Annotated in this window: 11 protein-coding genes; all 11 read right to left on the bottom strand. The window is 47.9% G+C overall.

The genetic code is table 11. The features are described 5' to 3' along the window. Window positions 1-17 precede the first annotated feature (17 nt). Window positions 18-887: a DL-endopeptidase inhibitor IseA family protein gene (locus tag MKY16_RS05020; RefSeq protein WP_209950002.1), complete on the bottom strand. Its 870-nt coding sequence runs from the start codon at window positions 885-887 to the stop codon at window positions 18-20. A 111-nt stretch (window positions 888-998) separates the two neighbouring features. Beyond that, window positions 999-1,232 (bottom strand): hypothetical protein, encoded by a 234-nt coding sequence (locus tag MKY16_RS05015; protein WP_039272563.1) that lies wholly within the window; start codon window positions 1,230-1,232, stop codon window positions 999-1,001. Between the two features lie 175 nt (window positions 1,233-1,407). Then, window positions 1,408-3,273, bottom strand: a complete 1,866-nt coding sequence (locus MKY16_RS05010) for a rhamnogalacturonan lyase (RefSeq protein WP_397376031.1) — start codon at window positions 3,271-3,273, stop codon at window positions 1,408-1,410. A gap of 157 nt (window positions 3,274-3,430) precedes the next feature. Continuing rightward, window positions 3,431-3,988, bottom strand: a complete 558-nt coding sequence (locus tag MKY16_RS05005; RefSeq protein WP_039272489.1) for an SLOG family protein — start codon at window positions 3,986-3,988, stop codon at window positions 3,431-3,433. A 211-nt stretch (window positions 3,989-4,199) separates the two neighbouring features. Beyond that, window positions 4,200-4,541 (bottom strand): iron-sulfur cluster biosynthesis family protein, encoded by a 342-nt coding sequence (locus MKY16_RS05000; RefSeq protein WP_029517576.1) that lies wholly within the window; start codon window positions 4,539-4,541, stop codon window positions 4,200-4,202. Window positions 4,542-4,800: 259 nt separating this feature from the next. Next, a complete protein-coding gene (locus MKY16_RS04995; RefSeq protein ID WP_340954402.1) occupies window positions 4,801-8,853 on the bottom strand; it encodes an S-layer homology domain-containing protein in 4,053 nt (1,350 codons plus the stop codon). Continuing rightward, a complete protein-coding gene (locus MKY16_RS04990; RefSeq protein WP_340954400.1) occupies window positions 8,850-11,786 on the bottom strand; it encodes an S-layer homology domain-containing protein in 2,937 nt (978 codons plus the stop codon). Before MKY16_RS04990 ends, MKY16_RS04995 begins: the two co-directional genes overlap by 4 nt. 195 nt (window positions 11,787-11,981) lie before the next feature. Next, a complete protein-coding gene (locus tag MKY16_RS04985) occupies window positions 11,982-13,508 on the bottom strand; it encodes a glycoside hydrolase family 30 protein (protein WP_340954398.1) in 1,527 nt (508 codons plus the stop codon). A 177-nt stretch (window positions 13,509-13,685) separates the two neighbouring features. Beyond that, window positions 13,686-16,415, bottom strand: a complete 2,730-nt coding sequence (locus MKY16_RS04980) for a glycoside hydrolase family 3 C-terminal domain-containing protein (RefSeq protein WP_340954396.1) — start codon at window positions 16,413-16,415, stop codon at window positions 13,686-13,688. A gap of 490 nt (window positions 16,416-16,905) precedes the next feature. Continuing rightward, the gene (locus tag MKY16_RS04975; protein ID WP_029517581.1) at window positions 16,906-17,889 is read right to left on the bottom strand and encodes a Gfo/Idh/MocA family protein; all 984 of its coding nucleotides are present in this window, start codon (window positions 17,887-17,889) and stop codon (window positions 16,906-16,908) included. A gap of 200 nt (window positions 17,890-18,089) precedes the next feature. Continuing rightward, a complete protein-coding gene (locus MKY16_RS04970) occupies window positions 18,090-18,584 on the bottom strand; it encodes a GNAT family N-acetyltransferase (protein ID WP_318628257.1) in 495 nt (164 codons plus the stop codon). Window positions 18,585-18,720: the final 136 nt, after the last annotated feature.

Raw genomic sequence — 18,720 nt, 5'->3', positions numbered from 1 at the left:
TGTTGCAAAATCTTAATTTAGAAAATGACATGCGGCGCAGAGCTGATTTTCCAGTAGCTGCCGACCTTTTCAAAATTCACGGTGATTTTCTCATTCGCCTGCTTGGTTTCTGCCGGATAAGGCACGGTCAGCAGGTAGCTGCGCTTCACCGGAGTCATGGTTACCATTTTCGCCGTAGCCCGGTTGAACTCTAACAAATTGCCACCATCTGCGTTCAACTGAGCTAATCTGCCATTAACTTCGACGAAAAATTTACCGACAAATTGCTCACTCGCCTGCTTTGTGTAGGCCTGCGTCAGATAGCTGATCAATTTGGTCTTTGTACCGATGTCCTCGGACAGATAGCGGTAGCTTTTACCGTTCAACTGGAACGACTTACCCACCGGGCTGCCACCACTGATTGCATATTGATAACGAGACTGCGCCTCCAACACAAGCGGAACCGCACTCTCGTGGTTCAGCTTGTCCAGTTGCGTCGGTTTCACGTTGGTAGCCGCTGCTGCTGGCGCTGAAGTGGACGGCTGTTGCGGCTTAGACGGCTTCACAGTCGAAGGTACGATCGGAGCAGCCGCGGGTGCTACCGATGTAGATGGACGCTGTGCTGGTGCAGACGGAGCTACTGGTGTAGCGGCTTTGGCAGAACCTGCGGCTGCAGCCGGGGGCGAGCTTGCTGGAGCCGACGGCGCTTGCGCCGGGGCTGGAGTCGTAGCCGGTGCAGACGCTGCTGGTGCTGGCACCTGACCCGGGGCGGATGCGGCCGGACTGGCAACGCTCGGTTGCGTCGCTTCCGCTGGAGCGGTCACAGCGGGCGCGGCAGCGGCGGCCTGTGCCACGCTCATAAGTGTGGCCGCAATGCATAGTGCGGATAGCTTCGTATTTAATTTCATACTTATATACACCTCCATAATCATATGTCTGCATAAACTGCAGACATTTCTATTATAAGAATTTCGCTTCTCGATTGGGTTGCTAAATTGTTTCTATTTGCCTTTTTTTGTTCATTCTGCACGAAGTTTGTCCGTATTTGCCGGGGACGGTTGCTCTGACTGTTTCACTTGCTTTGCCTCCATCTCTTCCAAAGATAGCGACAGTTGCTTAACAGATCGGTCCAGCTCCTCTAATCTGCGGCTCAAAGTGACGAGGATGTATTTTAACAGAATCAGACTTAATGCAGCAGGGAATCCGACATTAGTTACGAGCTCGATCATACCTTCAGTCGTTAAAGAACTCACAGATTCCGCCTCCTTTTTCATACATATATTCCACCGATAAGAACTAATGTTCCCATTTTTATGGAAAGCATACGTTATCTCTTGGGCTCTCATGACAAAAAGAGCTCCAATTCGCTTGGAGCCCTCTCTGTTTTTGTTCATTCTATTTGTTTTCAAACCACTGTCTAACGACATATCAAGGAGTATATATATTCGGCTGCTGGGGCTTGGACATCCCTTCTCCCAGATAAAACCCGGTGTGCGGCGGCTGATTATAAGCTACGTTTTGCCAGGCAACACTCAAGCGATACACTGGATCATGCATAAGCGTGTAAAATCGATGTTCTGACTCGTATGGTGTTGTGTAGATACGCAGCGCTGAATTATCACTTTTACGCCAAATGACTTCCTCACGCCAGTCACCGAACAGATCGGCCTGCAAGGACGGCGTTCCTTTGGTTCCGTTATTGGAACTCGTTCCTGTTGCCGTAAGCAAGTTGGAAGTAGTCGAGTTCGTGTAGTTCCACTTGTCTATCTTTCCAGCGCTTGATGAGGTATGATCCAGCAGTTCACGGAGGAGATCCCCATCCCACCAGATGCCAAAATTAATGGAAGACGGTAGCGTGTTGGTGATGAGCTGTCCCTTGGCTGAACGCAACCCAATACCCGGTGCCCACTGCTCGTTCCCTTTGGTCCGCGGGTCAATGTCTGCTGACATGCCTCTTCCGGTATCCTTGCCTGTATTTACGCCCCATAAAATATTTCCATTACGCGGATCGTACATGGCAGCTCCGTAGGTGGCATTTTTGTCCTCGTTCACCTTGAACACTTCATAGCCCGAACGGTCGGGGTCTAGATCGCCAACATGAAGTGCATCACCATGTCCCATCCCGGTGTTAACCAGCTTCGCTCCGTTATCGTCTACAACCAGCGAGCCATACACAATCTCATCCTTATCATCTCCATCCACATCCGCTACACTCAAGCTGTGGTTCCCCTGTCCAGCCGTTCCGGCATTGGTGGAGCTGTTGCTGTCAAAGGTCCAGCGTCGGCTCAGGTTACCATTCCGCCAATCATATGCGACCAGAACGGTGCGAGTGTAATACCCACGTGCCATCACTATGCTGGGTCTCACGCCATCCAGATAAGCAACCCCGGCGAGAAAACGATCTACACGGTTACCATAATTATCTCCCCAGCTCGATACCGTTCCGCGTGGTGGCACATAGTCAATCGTACTAAGAGCCTTGCCTGTATCACCTGAGAACACAGTGAGAAACTCGGGACCTTTCAAAATATATCCACTCGTGTTTCGATGATCAGCCGAAGCGTCCCCGATCTTTACACCTGTACCATCTACCGTGCCGTCTGCTGTTTTACATACGATCTCTGCTTTGCCGTCTCCGTCAAAATCATAGACGAGAAATTGCGTATAGTGGGCTCCAGCCCGTATGTTCCGTCCCAGGTCGATCCGCCATTTGCGCGTTCCATCCAGTTCGTAGCCATCCAAAAATACATTTCCCGTATAACCGGATTGCGAATTATCCTTGGCATTGGAAGGGTCCCATTTTAACACAATCTCATACTCGCCATCCCCATCGAGATCCCCTACGCTGGCATCATTGGCATGGTACGTGTAGCTCACATTATCCGGAGTTGTGCCTCCCGCGGGCTGCTGGATCGGAACATCCAGATAGTTGTTGTTCCATACCTTCACCGCAGGAGAAGCGGCCTGCTCTGCTCCATTGACCACGGCACGAACGGTATACGAAGATGAGGTCGAACCTGCCTTGTCCAAAAAGTTGGTTCTCGATGGTATCGGCGCATCATTCACCTTGCTTGTCCCTCTGTACAAATTAAAGCCGACCGAATCCGCTTCTGTGCCCAGCAAGCGCCAGCTCACCAGTACACCCTCAGGCACCTTAACAGCGACGGCTCCCCGGTTCAGCTTTTCCATTTGTCTCGTAGAGGCAGCAGAGACCTGGCTATCCATCGGGGTGACCACTCCACACAACATGACACCGAGACAGAGTAACGCAGTATACCGAAACCTTTTGTTCATCTGAATCATTAGCTCCTTTCATAGTTTGTATTTTCAATAAATTTATTTTATGTGACTGATAAGTTATTGTTGTTTAAATTCTATGATAACGCTTACATCAATGTAAAGGGACGAATACGTCCTTTTTGTTCAAAAATCCGGGCTAATGCTTTAAAAATCAGAGGTCCATGAATAATCGTTCTTCATCCGCGATGCTCTGGATATCCTCCGAGCTGATGCTGATATACTGATAGCCCTCTGCCTGTTGTTTTTTCAATGCCAGTTCCTTCATAAAACGCGGGCTGCCCTCTCCGGCATCCTCATCGTAAACAAGCAATAAACCGTCTGTTTTGCGGAAAAGGAGTTCATCCCGTGCCTTGAGTTGCCATATTCCCTGATAGGGCTGACGGCTGACTACTCCCACATAGTCAACTTCGGCACAAATCTGCTGAAAATATTCCTTTTTGTCCTCCTTCCATTTTTCTTCCATATTTTGATAAGCCATCATAATAGAGCATTTTAGGTGGGGATATTGCTGTTTTAGTGCAGTAACGACCTCACAGGCCCACAAGTCCACCCCGTATTGGCCAGGGGTAATCACCCATTCCAGCCCTTCTTCGATCAGGGGAATAAGCCTGCCTGCAATCGCCTTTTTAATATATGGAATGCCTTCGTGCTTCTGACTGAAAATATTCAGCTCATGGGCACGATAGCCCGAAACGAGCAAGTTTTTCATCTTCTCAACGTCCTTCTCCGATTATCATAAAGGTTATTGTACCACTTCAGAGCAGGCCACTAAACACTTCATTTTTGGGTGGAACGATTGGAATATAACACAAAAAAACGAACCTCTGCCATATTGGCTAAACAAGGTTCGTCTTTTGGAAACTTGGTGTAAATCAGAATTGCTTTTTTGGTGCTTAATGAATTCCTATTACCTCCGCACATCACTCCTCGGACGAGTTCGCGCGCCGATCTTGAATTCTAACATTGCTACTAAATATACCGGCATCACTACTTAGCTTGAACGACGGGTAACTAGGGTCTGCCTCAAGCCGCATTCTGCTATCGAACTGCTGTTCCTGCTGCTGATCTACCCAAAAAGAATAAGGCTCAGACTGTACTGCTTTATCAGTTGCATTGGGCGCGGTGACAACCAAAATGACGAGTACGCCATTGCATCCACAATCCTCGGTGTCATAAAACAGCTTGAACATTCCCGGTCGTCCTGAAAGGGCCATTTCTAGCCTTTCAACGGATAAGGAATCCAATTCCAAATGTATGCTCATGAGATGAATCCTCTCCTTTGTGAGTAAAGTGTGTGGAACCGTCAGCCCCAAAAAGACTAAATTTAAACTATATGTACATTATAGTCATGTTTTTGTATATGTCTATGTGACTGCACTCACTGCTATAAATGATCTCTTTTATCATTACCTCTTTGTTGATACATAAAAAGGTGTAACCCTCCATAGTTGATGGGTTACACCTTTTTAAGAATTCATGACCTGTCTTCAAAAAACAGGCGATCGCAGACAAACATACCGTTTATGGTGTATGAATGCCGACAAATTGAAAGGTCCCTTTCGGGAACGCATTCCACTCATCTGGCTGATTATAGGCAGACGATCCATAGGATATTCCTGACTTGCGGACGAACGTTCCTCCTTGTGGAGTAAACTGTTCATGTGAATTTGGATTTCCTAATACATCCACCACTTGTCCTTGGTATTTTAAAACGTATGCAACAGTGTTAAATTCGTTCGGGTTGTAGAAATCGCCCTCATCATTGAAATACCAAGCATTCGTAATATCCATGAAATCATAAAAGATAGTGTCGATGATTATATATGGCATGGCAGGATAAACCGGATTAATCGGTAGAGTGGTAACTTTCATTTGGTTTGTTTTCTTCATCCATTGATGAAACTCCAGTGAGTAACCGTCTGCCCGATGGGAAGGATCTCCATTCCCGTTATAATGCAATTGCAAAACAATTCTTCCATCCCCGCCATCCACATATTGCGAGAAATATACAGCAGGCGCTTGCTGTGGTTCCTGTTGGACCTGAAATACGACAGCTCTTCCATCCGCTCCTACCACCCATACCAGTAAAGGTTCGGGGGAAAGGGGAATGGAGGTGCCCATGAGTTCTACAGGACCGATGAATGTCGATGATGGCGTTCCTCTATATACCAGGAATTTAGATTGTCCTGGGAAATAACTGGACAGATCCACGGTTCTGTGCGGCAAGCCGTATTTAACCCCTATCGGAGTGATCCCCCCGGAAACCAGTTCGGCATTGCGTGTATTCAACGTGTATTGCACAGAACCTCCCCGACCATCCGTGGCTGTAATGGTAACAGCGGCAAGACCGCTACCTGTTCCAGAAGCCACCGTTAAGATACTGCCATTAATTGATGCACTCACCAATGTCGGATCACTGGAGCTGACCGTAAACTGAAGCACATCTCCATCCTCATCGCTGAACAGCTGTTGCAAATCATAATCTCTTTGCTGTGTAACTCCGGGAGTCAATACCTGCTCGTTTATAGCCGCTACGACTTGAGGAGCTTGATTTAGCTGAGGCATGCTGACGGTAACCGGGAACGTCGCTCCCTCTGCACGTCCGTACTGATCATACACACTGAGTGTTACACTCGTGGTCCCTACACTTACTGGGTTTAACTGTAGTTTCTGACCATTCATATGGGCCGTAGCAATTCCTGGATCATACGTGTCTGCTGTCACTGACAGGGATGCTAGATCCCAGTTCAATAAGAACGGTGAGAGATCCAGTTCTGATGCAGCATCTCCCAATTGAAGCAACTGCTCAGGGATCGCTGTAATAACCGCATTTTCCAATAGATGAACCTGTAGGTCTGCGCTAATCTCTCCGCCTCTATCGTCTTTAGCCGTGATGGTAATCACGGTATTGCCGCTAGTCAACCCATGAATGACAAGCTGATCATTTTGAACTGTAGCATCTGCCACGGCTGGATCAGACGAACTGATTTCATAACGAATCGGGTCATGGTCCGGGTCAGCAAAGATGGTGGACAGATCCACAGTTCCGTCAGCCTTGCCTAAAATCAGATGTACAGCGTCTGGTGCACGGGTTACTACCGGGCTACTGTTAGGTATGGGCAAAACCGTTACAATCAAGGTAACTGTATCTGTTCCACCCTTGCTGTCGTCTGCCGTCAAGGTAATACTTACACTCCCCGCTTGCAGCGACTGCAAAGAGAGCTGAGCTCTCATTAAGGTAGTCTGTACGATGGAAGCATCCGAACTGATCGCTGTGAACACCAGTGGATCGCCATCTGCATCCGTAAATATTGTTGAAAGATCCAGTGTCATATCCGGCTGGCCCAATGTGACGGTTAACGGCTGAGGGGCTTGTCCATGTGGAGCATGGTTAGGAGCGCCCTGAACCGTTAGCTTGAAATCAATCTGCTTTTGGCCTGTGCTACCATCCTCTCCTTGCTGTCCGTCATTGGCAGTGACATGAACGCTCGTACTGCCCGCTCGAAGCGGACTCAGACGCAATTCATCCTCCGCAAGCACCACCGACGCTACAGCAGGATCATCAACCGTAACCTGATACGTTAAGCTTGCATTTTCCGGGTCCTGAACATAATCATTCAAATGCAGTACCGAGTCCGATTGTCCCACAGTAAGGGCCTGATCTGGTATACCCGCAGACACTGGCTGGCCATTCACGGTGATTTTGAAGGTAGACGACACCCTTTTTCCCCGTCCATCATTAGCTGATACACTGATGGATGCTTTTCCGACACTGACTGGCGTAAGCTTTAATGTATTGCCCGATACGGACGCCCGTACGATGCCGGATTGAAGAGAAGCTGCCGAAAAGGTCAAGGTATCCCCATCAGGATCGGTAAAGAATTGGCGTAAATCGTACAACTGTTCACCAGCGCCTTCTGTAATTACACGCTCTACTGAAGCATTTACGACTTCCGGTGAACGGTTAGCGCTGCTGGTTGAACTGGATGAGCTTCCAGAAGATGAGGACGTACCTGTTACACTTGCCGCAGCTAGACCCGTAACAGCGTTGGAAGCTACTCCGGTACCCAGTGTGACCGCAGAAACCTGTACATTTCCACTCACATTTACCTTAGCTGCCGGGTTGCTGACTTGAATATTTTCAATACTGCCTGTCGTTTTCAATTCCAAAGCCCCCGTCCCTGTGACGGTCAGCTGTTGGATTGTACTATTACCTGTCATCTCGACGGACTGGCTGCCATTTACCTGAACGGTCTGAACCGTTCCCTGAAGATTGACTTTGTTCGCCCCTTCATTAACATTCAGCTGCGGCAAGGAAGCATTCGCGCTAACCTCAATGCTTGCGCTGGATTGGACGTTCATGATCGTCGCGCTTGCGGTACCACTAAGTACAACGTGAACTTCTGGCTTTGTGACATCCATTTGCGTCAACGTTGAGCTATCAAATACAACTGTATTGTTATCTCCGCCATTAATATGGGTCTGTCCCTGCACCTGTACATCCAGTGCATAAAAATCCTGCTGTACCCGGGCATCCACCGTTAACTGCTGTTCCACATTCAAGTGCAGTACGGATGTAAAATCACCAGCGATCACCAAATCTCCGTTTAGCGTGGAGCCGTGTCCGTTCAGCACAATGTTGCCACTGAACTCCGCTTCGCCGTCACGAGCCGAAGTCCCGCTGCTGCGAAGCTCCAACCAAGTCACCTTGTCCACCGTCCGGCCTGTGGCATGGAAACGAATGCCCGCGTTGCGCAGCGCGGTCTGATTATCCGCGTGAAAAATGCCGCGCAGCGGCTCTGCCACGTCATACGCCATGCCATTGATCCGTATCTGCTTGCCGTCCATTTCCTCGAGCTGCGAAGCACGCTCCTGTGGAAACAAAGCAGATACGAGTAGGCTGGCCGCATCTACGCGGCTTACCGAGTCTTTGGCGTGTAGATTTCCGCCAAATTCACTCATCAGCCCGTTATTCAGCGCCGCCCGAATCATCGGGGCCGCCCACGGGCTGGCGTCCTTCCACGCCGTCGGCAGCGTCTGTGCCGACGGCGAGTCGGTTGTGCTAGCGGGCGTGCCCGCAGACGTCCCCGTCCCAGCGGACCTGACCAACAGCGCGACCAGTTCCTGGGCGCTGATCAGGTCATTCGGACGGAAGCGTCCGTTGGCGTCGCCCTGCATCAGCCCGGCCTTACGGGCTGCCTCTATAGCCGGGCGCCCCCAACTATCGGCGGGCACGTCCGTGAAGGAGGCAGCGCCGTCCAGGTTGCCCGTCGGAAGCTGCAACGCTTTGACCAGCAGTGCGGCTAGCTCCTGACGTGTGAGCTTCTGCCCAGGTCGGAGCGTTCCGGCGGGGTCGCCTTGGATAATCCCGAGTTCACGGGCTTTTTGCAGTTGTTCCAATTGCTGTGTTGTAAGCTGCTGTACGTCCGTCCAGGTGGCAGTATTGTTCCCTGTCGGCCCATTGGCTACGGAAGCCGCATCTATCACGGTAGCTTGCTCTGCTCCGGCAGGAAGCGAGGGGCTCAGCAGCAGCAATGCAGCTGCCAGCTGAGCGGTTAACTTCTTATTTTTCATGGTGTCATTCTCTCCCTACCGATAAAGTCACCTAAATTAACAGGGGAGTTCGTCCCCTCAACATTCCATTCGCCAGCTTGATATGGATCTGTATTACCAATGACCGTACCACTGTTCCGTCCCAAGGCCTGCCCTTGACCAATAACTGCCATATCAATGAGCACGTTGTTGTAGTACAGCTTAAGCGTAACGGGTTCCGAATTGTTATGTTGTAACTGCAGGAAGGTATAATACCAATCTTCCGATCCGAACGAACTCAAATCATTCGCAATTACAAAGGTTTGCCCAGGCATAATGACATCTCCGTCATTGGCATTTATGATAATCGGGTCTGGTTGGTCGGATCGCTCAATCCAGATTTTATTTTTCTCCAACGGTCTGTTGGTCGGATTGTACAATTCAATCGCCTGGTCCAGATAATCCGGTTCGCCTTGCCACACGACTTCGGAAATGAACAAATCTCTTTTCTCAACAATCACTGGAATCGTAAAAGATGTCGTTTCACCACGATTATCATTTGCTGTCATCGTAAGGAACGTCACACCATTACGCAACGGTTGTATGAAAAGTGTATTCCCTTCTACCTGCCCCCCTGCCACCAATGGATCAGAAGACACCACAGTATAGGTCAACGTGTCGCCATCCTCATCAGAGAACATATCATTCAGCTGCAATATTTGCTGACCATCTCCCGGGTCCAAATATTGAGGTTCAGGCACACGGGTCACTACCGGACGATGATTTACGGGTTGAGGAGCTTCAACTTGGAGCATAAATGAAGTGAAAGAAACGCCCCCACGGCCATCATTCGCCGAAATCTCAATCATCGTAATACCAGCGTTATGCAGTGCTACAAATGAATCTTCTCCATTCTCCACCACACTGCCTACTTGGGGATTGGAGGAAGTGAGGGTATACGTCAAGGTGTCGCCATCCTGGTCCATAAATAACGAACCTGGATACAGCATCAGCTTGTCCTGCAACACATTAGTAACTACGATAGGCAAATGAGGCAAAGCCACAGGTATGTGATTCTCAGACTGCGGATCAGGCAAAGGCGCATTCACCATAGCAGCAAATTGAAGCGAGGCTGTGCCTCCCTTGCCGTCATGGGCTGTTATCGTCATTAGACTAGTGCCAGTTTGAAGCGGCGTAAGTATAAGCTGATCGCCTGTAACTTCTCCTGTGGCCACTTCTGGCGAAGCCGATTCCACCGTGTAGGTCAGTGCATCGCCATCCTCGTCATTAAACAAGTCAGACAGACTAATCTGCTTGCCACCTTCATTTAAGAGCAAAGGAATGTCATTTAGGCTGTTGCTCGCGACAGGACTGTGATTAATGTCCTCCTCATAAGTAGAGCTGGTCACTGTATAGTTGAAAAACACGCTCGCTTTGCCGCCTTTTCCATCCTCTGCCGTAACAAATACCTGTGTGCTTCCTACTGATTTAGGTTTTAAAGTAAGCTGTTTATTTGCCACTTCTGCTTCTGCTACATATACATCCGAAGTGACCGCATGATACGACAACTCATCCTGATCGGCATCGTAAAACACATTTTTCAAATCCACTAGCGTATCTCCGGAACCCGTAATGGCATATTGATCGGAAGGAACTATAGCTGAGACAGGTACATGATTAGGTGTTGGTATTGGTGTTGGCGTTGGATTCGTTGTAGAACTGCCACCGCCACCACCGGATGAACTTTTTTTAGTGCTTGTTGAGGATGTATCCGAAGATGCATCCAACGTGGTATCACGTATAATTTGAGTCTCTGTTCCCCGCTCCGCAAGACGGGTCTGTACAGTCTGTATCCCATTGGCGAGACGTACCTGTGTATCGGCAAAATTCAGTTTAAGCTGCTGCCATACACCACTTCCCTGGATCTGAATAGGCTCATGCGTATCTACGATCATTTCGTTTACGTCTGCATGAATCTCTACATTTTTGGCGCCCTGCATCAAGGTTACCTGAGGTAACGTAGCTCCTTGAATTCGCACAAAATCCGCTGCAATAGCTAACTTGCCTTTAAATTCTGACCCTTTGCTATATAAAGTCACCGGATGTTGGGCCGTACCACTTTGCACAATTTGAAGCGCCGACAGATCAGCTACGTTTCGGTTCGATGCCTGATAGGTCAGGGTAGCCCCTTGAAGCGCCGGCACATTGTCCGCTCCGAACAGTTGCTTCAATTGCTGGCCGATCAAATAGGGCTTTCCATCCATATAAGCGATATCCCCGTCGATACGAGAAAGGATTCCCGTCCGTTCACCCGATTGGAACACATTCACCAGAAAGGCTGCGATATCTTGACGTTTTACCTGTACTTTAGAGTCAAACCGATTATCCGGCGTATCCATTAACCCCAGTTTGAGAGCTGCTTCTACGTTGTTTTTGGCCCATGAACTCACCTGATCCCCATCAGAAATGTCTTGAACATCTCCGCCTTGAACATGGGTTCCTCCAATCGCTCTCACCAGAATTGCTGCCAATTCCTCACGGCTCACCGCAGCATTCGGGCGGAAAGCACCTGATTCATCTCCGGTCATTAGACCTGCCGCACGCACAGCTTCTATATAAGAAGCGGCCCAACTCCCCTGCGTATCCTTAAAAGTTACTGCTTGCTCCGTAGCGTCAAGCTTAAGTGCATTAGCCAGCAAAGCTGCCATTTCCTTGCGCGTTAACGGTTGATCTGGGCGGAAGGAACCATCTGGATAACCCGTGATTAGTCCTTGCTTCACAGCCTCCTGCACCGCCTGTAATGCCTGGGATGACATAGTGGATTGATCTGTAAAAGAGACTGTACTGGTTTTAGTCACAATCGCAGACGTCTCCCCTTTCGTTTCCGCATGAACAAGCTGGGGCCCCCATGCCATACCTGCCAGCAACGTCACCATCAGCACTTTTTGCCATTCTTTATTTGTTTCTTGATTCATCAGACTCTCCCCCGTAAACGGTTCATTCTTGTTATTAGTGAAAAGATCTTATCATCCGCCTCTGAACCAATTCTGAACAATATTAAAATTTTATTTTTTTCGCAGTCTGGATTTTGTAGCAAATGAAAAAAGAGCGCTCAGCCAGATGGGCTAAGCACTCTAAAACTTCTATAAAACGTTGATGTACAGGCCGTGTCAGAAAGCCGTAGGATTCCATTGAAAGGTAGCCGCGGACTTGGATGGAAGGGTAGATTTGAAAACCTTATTTCCCTGCCGAACCTTAAATGTCTTTGTGTTCTCTCCTGTATTGGCGGCAATCAGGACAAGCGTACCGTCCGGATTGCAGTAGGCGACCGTTTCGATACTTCCACTATAATGTGTAGAATCAATACGTACCGCACCTGGACGGACAAATTTGCTGGCGTGCCCAATCGCATAGTACTCCACATTTTTCGTAACTGCACCGCTTAACGGGTCGATGGTCACTACACCTCTACAGTTGGTGCACCCCCCATTGGTCGGCCCCCCGGACGGGTCAAGTGCGATATTCCAAAAGAGGACATTTTGCGACCAGTTTCGGGGTGCACCAATGATCAGCTTGGACATATCCCAGCTCAAATCATCTCCAAAGCCCGGACTCCACGCTCCCCCACTACATTCTGTCATATATACAGGCTTATCTGGAAAAGCATGATGCACATCTTTCATCGCCGTAGGTTCTCCTTTGTAGCAATGAAAGGCTGTTCCATGCGTATAGTTTCGAGCTTGTTCATCTCCTAACACGGTCTTGGCATATTCACTCCCTGTATCCCAGTTATGGTCAAAGGCAATAATCTGAGTAGATAAATGGTTTCGATTTAGGGTTGGGCCCAGATATTGTTTAATAAAATTCGCCTGTTCTGCTGCCCCCATACTCATGCTGGGATACTTGGACGTCGTGAATTCTGGCTCATTTTGAATGGAAATCGCCTGAATCGGAATCCCTTCGTTCGCATAAGCCTGTAGGTAACGAACAAAATAGTCAGCATAAGCCTGGTAGACGCGCGGATCGGTATAGTCCAAATACCAGCCGTTATAAATCTGCTCCCCATATTTCATCCAGGGTGGAGCTGTCCACGGGGTCCCCATAATCTTTAAATCCTGGTTTCTTCTCAAGATTTGCTTCAGCACGTCGATTACATCCCGATCCTTAGCGATGGAGAAATGATTCAGCTCATAGTCCTTGCCTGTTGCCACATCGTCATAGGTATAGCTGCCAGGCTGCCCCTGTTCATCTACGGAATAATCCGATGCTCCAATGGTATGGCGAATATAACTGAGTTGAATGCCACTGGCTGTAAACAAATCATTTAGCAGCTGATCACGCTGATTGGCAGACATGCCATGATTCATCAGGTAAGCGGACGAACCGGACACCGCTGCGCCAAACCCTTCCATCGTCTGGTAACGAATATCTGGCTTAATCTCAATCGTCAGTGTATCCGCATTCGCAGCCTTTTCTTTACTGCTATCCTTATCATTCTTATCCCAACGGATCGGGGCTTGTTGTGTTAGACGATTCGCCGGATCGGGTGTTGTTAGCCACATGTTGACATTATTTTCTGCTTTCGGCCCCGGAACATTCCGTATAGCCATACTGGCCAGGACCGCACAGATCAAAATGGCTACTACAGCTATAAGCAGCCAGATGTCAGTACGTCGTTGCTTTTGGAGTTTCTTCATCTAATATCCTCCTCTCCCCATCACTAGCCTGTCCCCACTCTCTCTACTATTTCAGCTTTCACTTGGGTTTCCCTTTGCATACCTGTTAGACGTTTACATACCGATAGCAAAAAGAGAGCCGGTGCTTGTGCCCGTGCTCTCTTGAATATAACCATTTTAAAACAAATGTAACGGGATTTACTTTTTTGCCTTTGCTGTAGAGGTAGCCGGAATCGTAACACTTCCTGTCAGTCGTAAATCCTGTGAGGAGCTACCCACATACATGGGCACTTCACCCGCCGGCATAACCCATGCTTTGGACTTTTCATCCCAATAAGAGAAAGCTTTCGGGTCGAGCTCAATGCGAACCTTCTTCTCTTGACCCGGCTTTAATTCTACCTTGGACCAGCCTGCCAGTTGACGGGATGGAGTCTCTACGTTTGTCGGAAGCTTACCGCTGTACACCTGTACAACCTCAGCTCCGGCTGTTTTGCCGGTGTTCTTCAATTTGAGCGAAACTTCGACGGAACTCATGCGATCGGATTTTTTTCCACTCGCATGCTGTTTGGTTTTCAGATCGCTATATCCGAATGTTGTATAGGATAAACCGTGTCCAAAGGAGAACGCCGGTTGAATACCCGATTTCTCATACCCACGATAGCCTACAAAAATACCATCTGAATAGTCACCTATACCGTTCACACCCGGAAACTTCTCTGGTGAGGATACAGGTGTAGACTGCTCGTTAACCGGGAAGGTTACCGGCAACTTGCCCGAAGGATTTACATCTCCAAATAAGACGCGCGCTATAGCATTCCCTTGCTCTTGTCCAGCAAACCATGCTTGTACGATGGAAGGGACTTTGTCCTGCCATGTATCCATTTGCACGGCTCTGCCGCTCATTTGTACGACAATGGTTTTCGGATTTACAGCCGCAACCGCACGGATCAGCCGATCCTGATTGTTCGGGAGCTCCATATCGGAACGCTCAACATATCCCTCACTCTCATACGTGCGCGTAACAACAATCGCAACATCCGATTTTTTCGCCAATTTCACAGCGTTGTCAATCAGCTTATCTGACGTATCTGCCGGAGGTTCCCAGCCCAGACGAACCATACCACCGGAATCCCGACCATTGGTCGGATAATCAGCGCGGTATTCAATACGTATCTTGTGCTTTTCACCCGCTTTAAGGGAGATGTTTTTCTTCGTAGTGCCCAGCTTTTCACCTTGATTGTCCACGAAAAGCTTATCGTCGAGATACAGCTTGCTTGATCCCAAACTGGTTAATGACAATGCATAGTCACCATCCTTGGGAGCTGCAATTGCCCCTGTCCAGCGTGCAGATATCAAGCCGTTCAGTGTCGTTGGTGTATTTGGAACTTTAGGAGACTTTGCATTGAAGCCCTGATAATTATAAAATCCAAGGTTCATATTGACTTGGTCATCATTGCGTACAAGAATCGGATTGCCTTCCATCTTGTTATTCTTCCAGTATTCGCCTCGAAGTCCCTGTTCGCCATCTCCATAAGTCGCATATCCAACACTGATATCCTCTTTCTCATCAGATGTAGTCAACAGTGAAGACGGAACAGCAGATGGCCCTGGCATAATGTCTCCTGCGGAGATCGGGTCTGTGCCCGGTGCATATTGGACGGTAACTCCTTTGCCGACACGATTGCGGATGCCCTCTAACGGACTCACGGTATACGTCGGATTCACCAGCGAACTGCCTCCGCCTGCCACAGTGCCGTTATCTGCATCGGGGCCAATCACAGCAATAGACTTGAGTTTATCTTTAGACAATGGCAATGCATTGTTTTTATTTTGAAGCAGTACCATACTTTCCTCAGCCAATTGACGGGCTGTCTTGCCATGGTCATGGGCATCAATTTGGTTATTTTGAGCCGGGTGATCAAATAAACCTTTGCTGAACATTTGCACCAGAATGCGCCCAGCCTTATCATCAATCGTTTTTTCACTTACCTTACCATTCTTGACAGCAGCCAGCAGCTGATCTCCCCATTTTCCATAAGGAGTCCCCGGTGTTTCCAGATCCAAGCCACTATTTGCCGATTCGACTGTACTCAGGTTCGCGCCGTAATCACTCATCACGAAGCCCTTGAATTGCATTTCCTTTTTCAAGAGATCTGTCATGATGGTCTTGTTCTCACATGCCGATTCGCCATTGACCTTGTTAAAGGAGCACATAGCTCCGCCCAAGTCTGCCTTGGCAATAGCCTCCTGAAACGGACGTATGTAAATTTCATGCAGCGCACGGTCACTGACTTTGACATTTGTTGTGAAACGCTCTGTCTCCTGATTATTCATCAGATAATGTTTCGCAGTCGCCAGAACAGGATGACTTTGTATACCTTTGACATAAGCGGTCGCCATTTGAGATTGCAGCAGCGGGTCCTCGCCCATAGATTCAAAGTTTCGCGATCCCCATGGAATACGGGCAATATCCATCCCGGGTCCAAGCACCACATTATGAGTTGTATTAAAAGCCTCGTCTCCGAGCAAATCCCCATACTGTTTGGCAGCTTGGGTATCCCACGTTGCAGCCAGCGCAATTGGAGCAGGCAACGCAGTCGATTGCTTGTCCTGCACATCCGGATTAGCGATACGTACACCTGCAGGTCCATCTGCCATCGTCAGCGCCGGAATGCCCAACCGCTCCATCGAATTATTATAGAATCCATAGTAATTGTTGACCTTACCAGTCACCAAATCTATTTTTTCTTCCAGCGTCATTTCCTGTAGCAGCAGCGCTGTCCGTTTCTCAGCCGACAGGCTCGTGTTCATCCAAGACCGATCTGTCCGGCTTCCTGCCGCTCCTGCAATATTCATAGGTCCGATCACGACAGCCGCGATCACTGTCATCATCACCATACGGAACAACCATGTTGATTTCACTTTCACGTTTGTAATTCCTCCTTGATGTTAGGTCATGAGGTGAATGCCTATTCAACGCTCACAGGCTTGCAAAGGCTCTCGATCCTGCGAGCTCCGACAAGAATCCAGAGCCACGGGATAAGCAAGCAAGTCAGCAAAAGCCGCAATGGCTCAAGTGACACGTTAACCACCCTACCGCACATTTTTGGAAATTTCATTGAAAGTTTTTGGAAATTCAATACTAGGACCTTCATTCTTTTTCATAAAAAGAGAGCGTTCACAATTCAGTTAACTGATGAATAAATTACACTTTTGTAACTTTTTAATGACGGTTTTTTAACTAATTTAAATCACAAAAAATGATTCATATGTCCCACTCTTGACTTACTCATATGGCGTTACCTAGCGTGCGACCAAAGTCGCTATTTGGGAATTGGAAAGACTTATGTATACAAAAATAACGCTCACAAACAAAAAAAATTCCAGAGAACCTGAAAGGTCCCTGGAATGAATATGATTATTCAAACGGATACCGAAGTCCCCACTGTGAACGAATCTGATCCATCAGTTTCATAATTCCTAATGATTCATCTAAAGAAATAGTAGAACTTTCGAGCAAACCTTCGTTCAAGCAACGCCCGACTTCTTCTGCTTCAAAGGCATAGCCTGTAGAGGATCGGTCATCCTGAAAGTGTTGTGCCTCTTCACCGTCCACAACTAAAGTAGCCGATGTGCTGTTTAGGAATGACGGAATGTGAATATAGCCCTTGGTTCCATGGATGTATGCCTCATTCGTCAATCCGAGACGGACTGCCCCGTTAAGCATAGCCGTGCGTCCTTGTCCATAATCCAGCAAGATCGAAAATGTCTCGTCAACGCCTGTCTCCCCGATATGAGCAGTGCTCCATACATGCTCAGGTTCAGGACCGAAGACCATTGAAGCAAAAGAAACCGGATAAATTCCTGCATCTAACAGAGCACCTCCGCCCAGCTCAAGGTTCAAAAGCCGGCCCTCCGGGTTCCAATCTACCCGAAAACCAAATTCTGCCTTAACCAGCTTTACCTCGCCAATGTGTCCCGCATGTATCCACTCCTGCACTTGGCGAATCGGAGGCAAAAAACGTGTCCACATTGCTTCCATCAGGAATAGCTTACGCTCACGTGCAAAGCCGATTAGTTCCTCCAATTCTTTACTATTGACGGTGAAGGGTTTCTCACACAAGACCGCTTTGCCCGCCCGAAGAGCCGTCAGAACATTTTCTTTATGAAAAGGATGAGGAGTCCCTACGTAAATAGCATCTACCTCGGGATCTTGTGCTAATTCCTCATAGCTCCCGTAAGCTCGTGATATTTGATGCTTAGCTGCAAATTCGGTAGCGCTTTCAATAGTACGTGATCCAACGGCATACCCTTCTCCATTCGTAACATGCGCCAAATCCGCCACAAATTGATCTGAGATCCAGCCTGTGCCGACAATTCCCCATTTAATCTTTTTGCTCATACTTGTGTCCCTCCCAGCAATTTGGTTAACGTTGACTTACAACATACCCTTTTATTCTAGCAAACGCCTGTCCTAAACAAAAGAAATTCCTGCTCAGCGATAGTTTATATTGCGGCTTGGCAGCAAGACGACACGGCGGCCACTAAGTCACACATTTTGAACTGGAATTTCCCTCAGCATCGTCTTGGTTCAGGATCATTTTATTGAATGATGTATCTGTAAAACTTTTTATCCACTTTCATGACTGGAAAACCAATCGGCAATTCTCCTGGATCTACACTAACAAATCCATTCTTCTCATAAAATCGATGAGCTGCTACGAATTGTGGTGTTGTTCCAAGATAGATTTCTTCAATAGACCTTTCCTTAGCCCATCCTATGGCATGATGCAATAATTGATTCGAAACATTGAATGTTTTACCTCTATAGTTTTGTTTTACAAACATCTTTCTGAGTGCTGCCTTACGGTCCCCAGCATCTAACAAAGCTACAGTCCCCACTACGGTTCCTTCACGAAGAGCCACCCAGAAGTTGCCGTTGCCACGCTGATAAAAGTTTTCAATATCAAGCAAATCTGGCTGATCTTCTTTGGTTATGGCGATATTATATTCATCTTTTTGAATATGTAAAATTAAATCGACAACTTGTGATTGATACTCGGTTGAGTACTCTTTTAGAAAGATACTTTTAAACATCGTTATGTTCTCCTATGATTGTTAATTGATATACTGTTAGATTTCCATCAAACCACAGAACCTAAAATATTACCCATATCTCCTTATTCGTGCTTGATAAACGCTCAATATTAAATAACTCAACCTCCGCAACTAA

It is taken from the genome of Paenibacillus sp. FSL L8-0641 (assembly GCF_038006265.1).
GTDB classification, from domain to species: Bacteria; Bacillota; Bacilli; order Paenibacillales; family Paenibacillaceae; genus Paenibacillus; species Paenibacillus polymyxa_D.
The sequence above is the reverse complement of the archived record's forward strand: the minus strand, read 5'-3'. Positions and strand labels throughout refer to the sequence as shown.

Bases quoted from the DNA above. Each gene is read 5' to 3' on its own strand.
- MKY16_RS05020 (WP_209950002.1), bottom strand. From the start codon at position 887: ATGAAATTAAATACGAAGCTATCCGCACTATGCATTGCGGCCACACTT.
- MKY16_RS05010 (WP_397376031.1), bottom strand. From the start codon at position 3,273: ATGAACAAAAGGTTTCGGTATACTGCGTTACTCTGTCTCGGTGTCATG.
- MKY16_RS05005 (WP_039272489.1), bottom strand. From the start codon at position 3,988: ATGAAAAACTTGCTCGTTTCGGGCTATCGTGCCCATGAGCTGAATATT.
- MKY16_RS05000 (WP_029517576.1), bottom strand. From the start codon at position 4,541: ATGAGCATACATTTGGAATTGGATTCCTTATCCGTTGAAAGGCTAGAA.
- MKY16_RS04995 (WP_340954402.1), bottom strand. From the start codon at position 8,853: ATGAAAAATAAGAAGTTAACCGCTCAGCTGGCAGCTGCATTGCTGCTG.
- MKY16_RS04990 (WP_340954400.1), bottom strand. From the start codon at position 11,786: ATGAATCAAGAAACAAATAAAGAATGGCAAAAAGTGCTGATGGTGACG.
- MKY16_RS04985 (WP_340954398.1), bottom strand. From the start codon at position 13,508: ATGAAGAAACTCCAAAAGCAACGACGTACTGACATCTGGCTGCTTATA.
- MKY16_RS04975 (WP_029517581.1), bottom strand. From the start codon at position 17,889: ATGAGCAAAAAGATTAAATGGGGAATTGTCGGCACAGGCTGGATCTCA.
- MKY16_RS04970 (WP_318628257.1), bottom strand. From the start codon at position 18,584: ATGTTTAAAAGTATCTTTCTAAAAGAGTACTCAACCGAGTATCAATCA.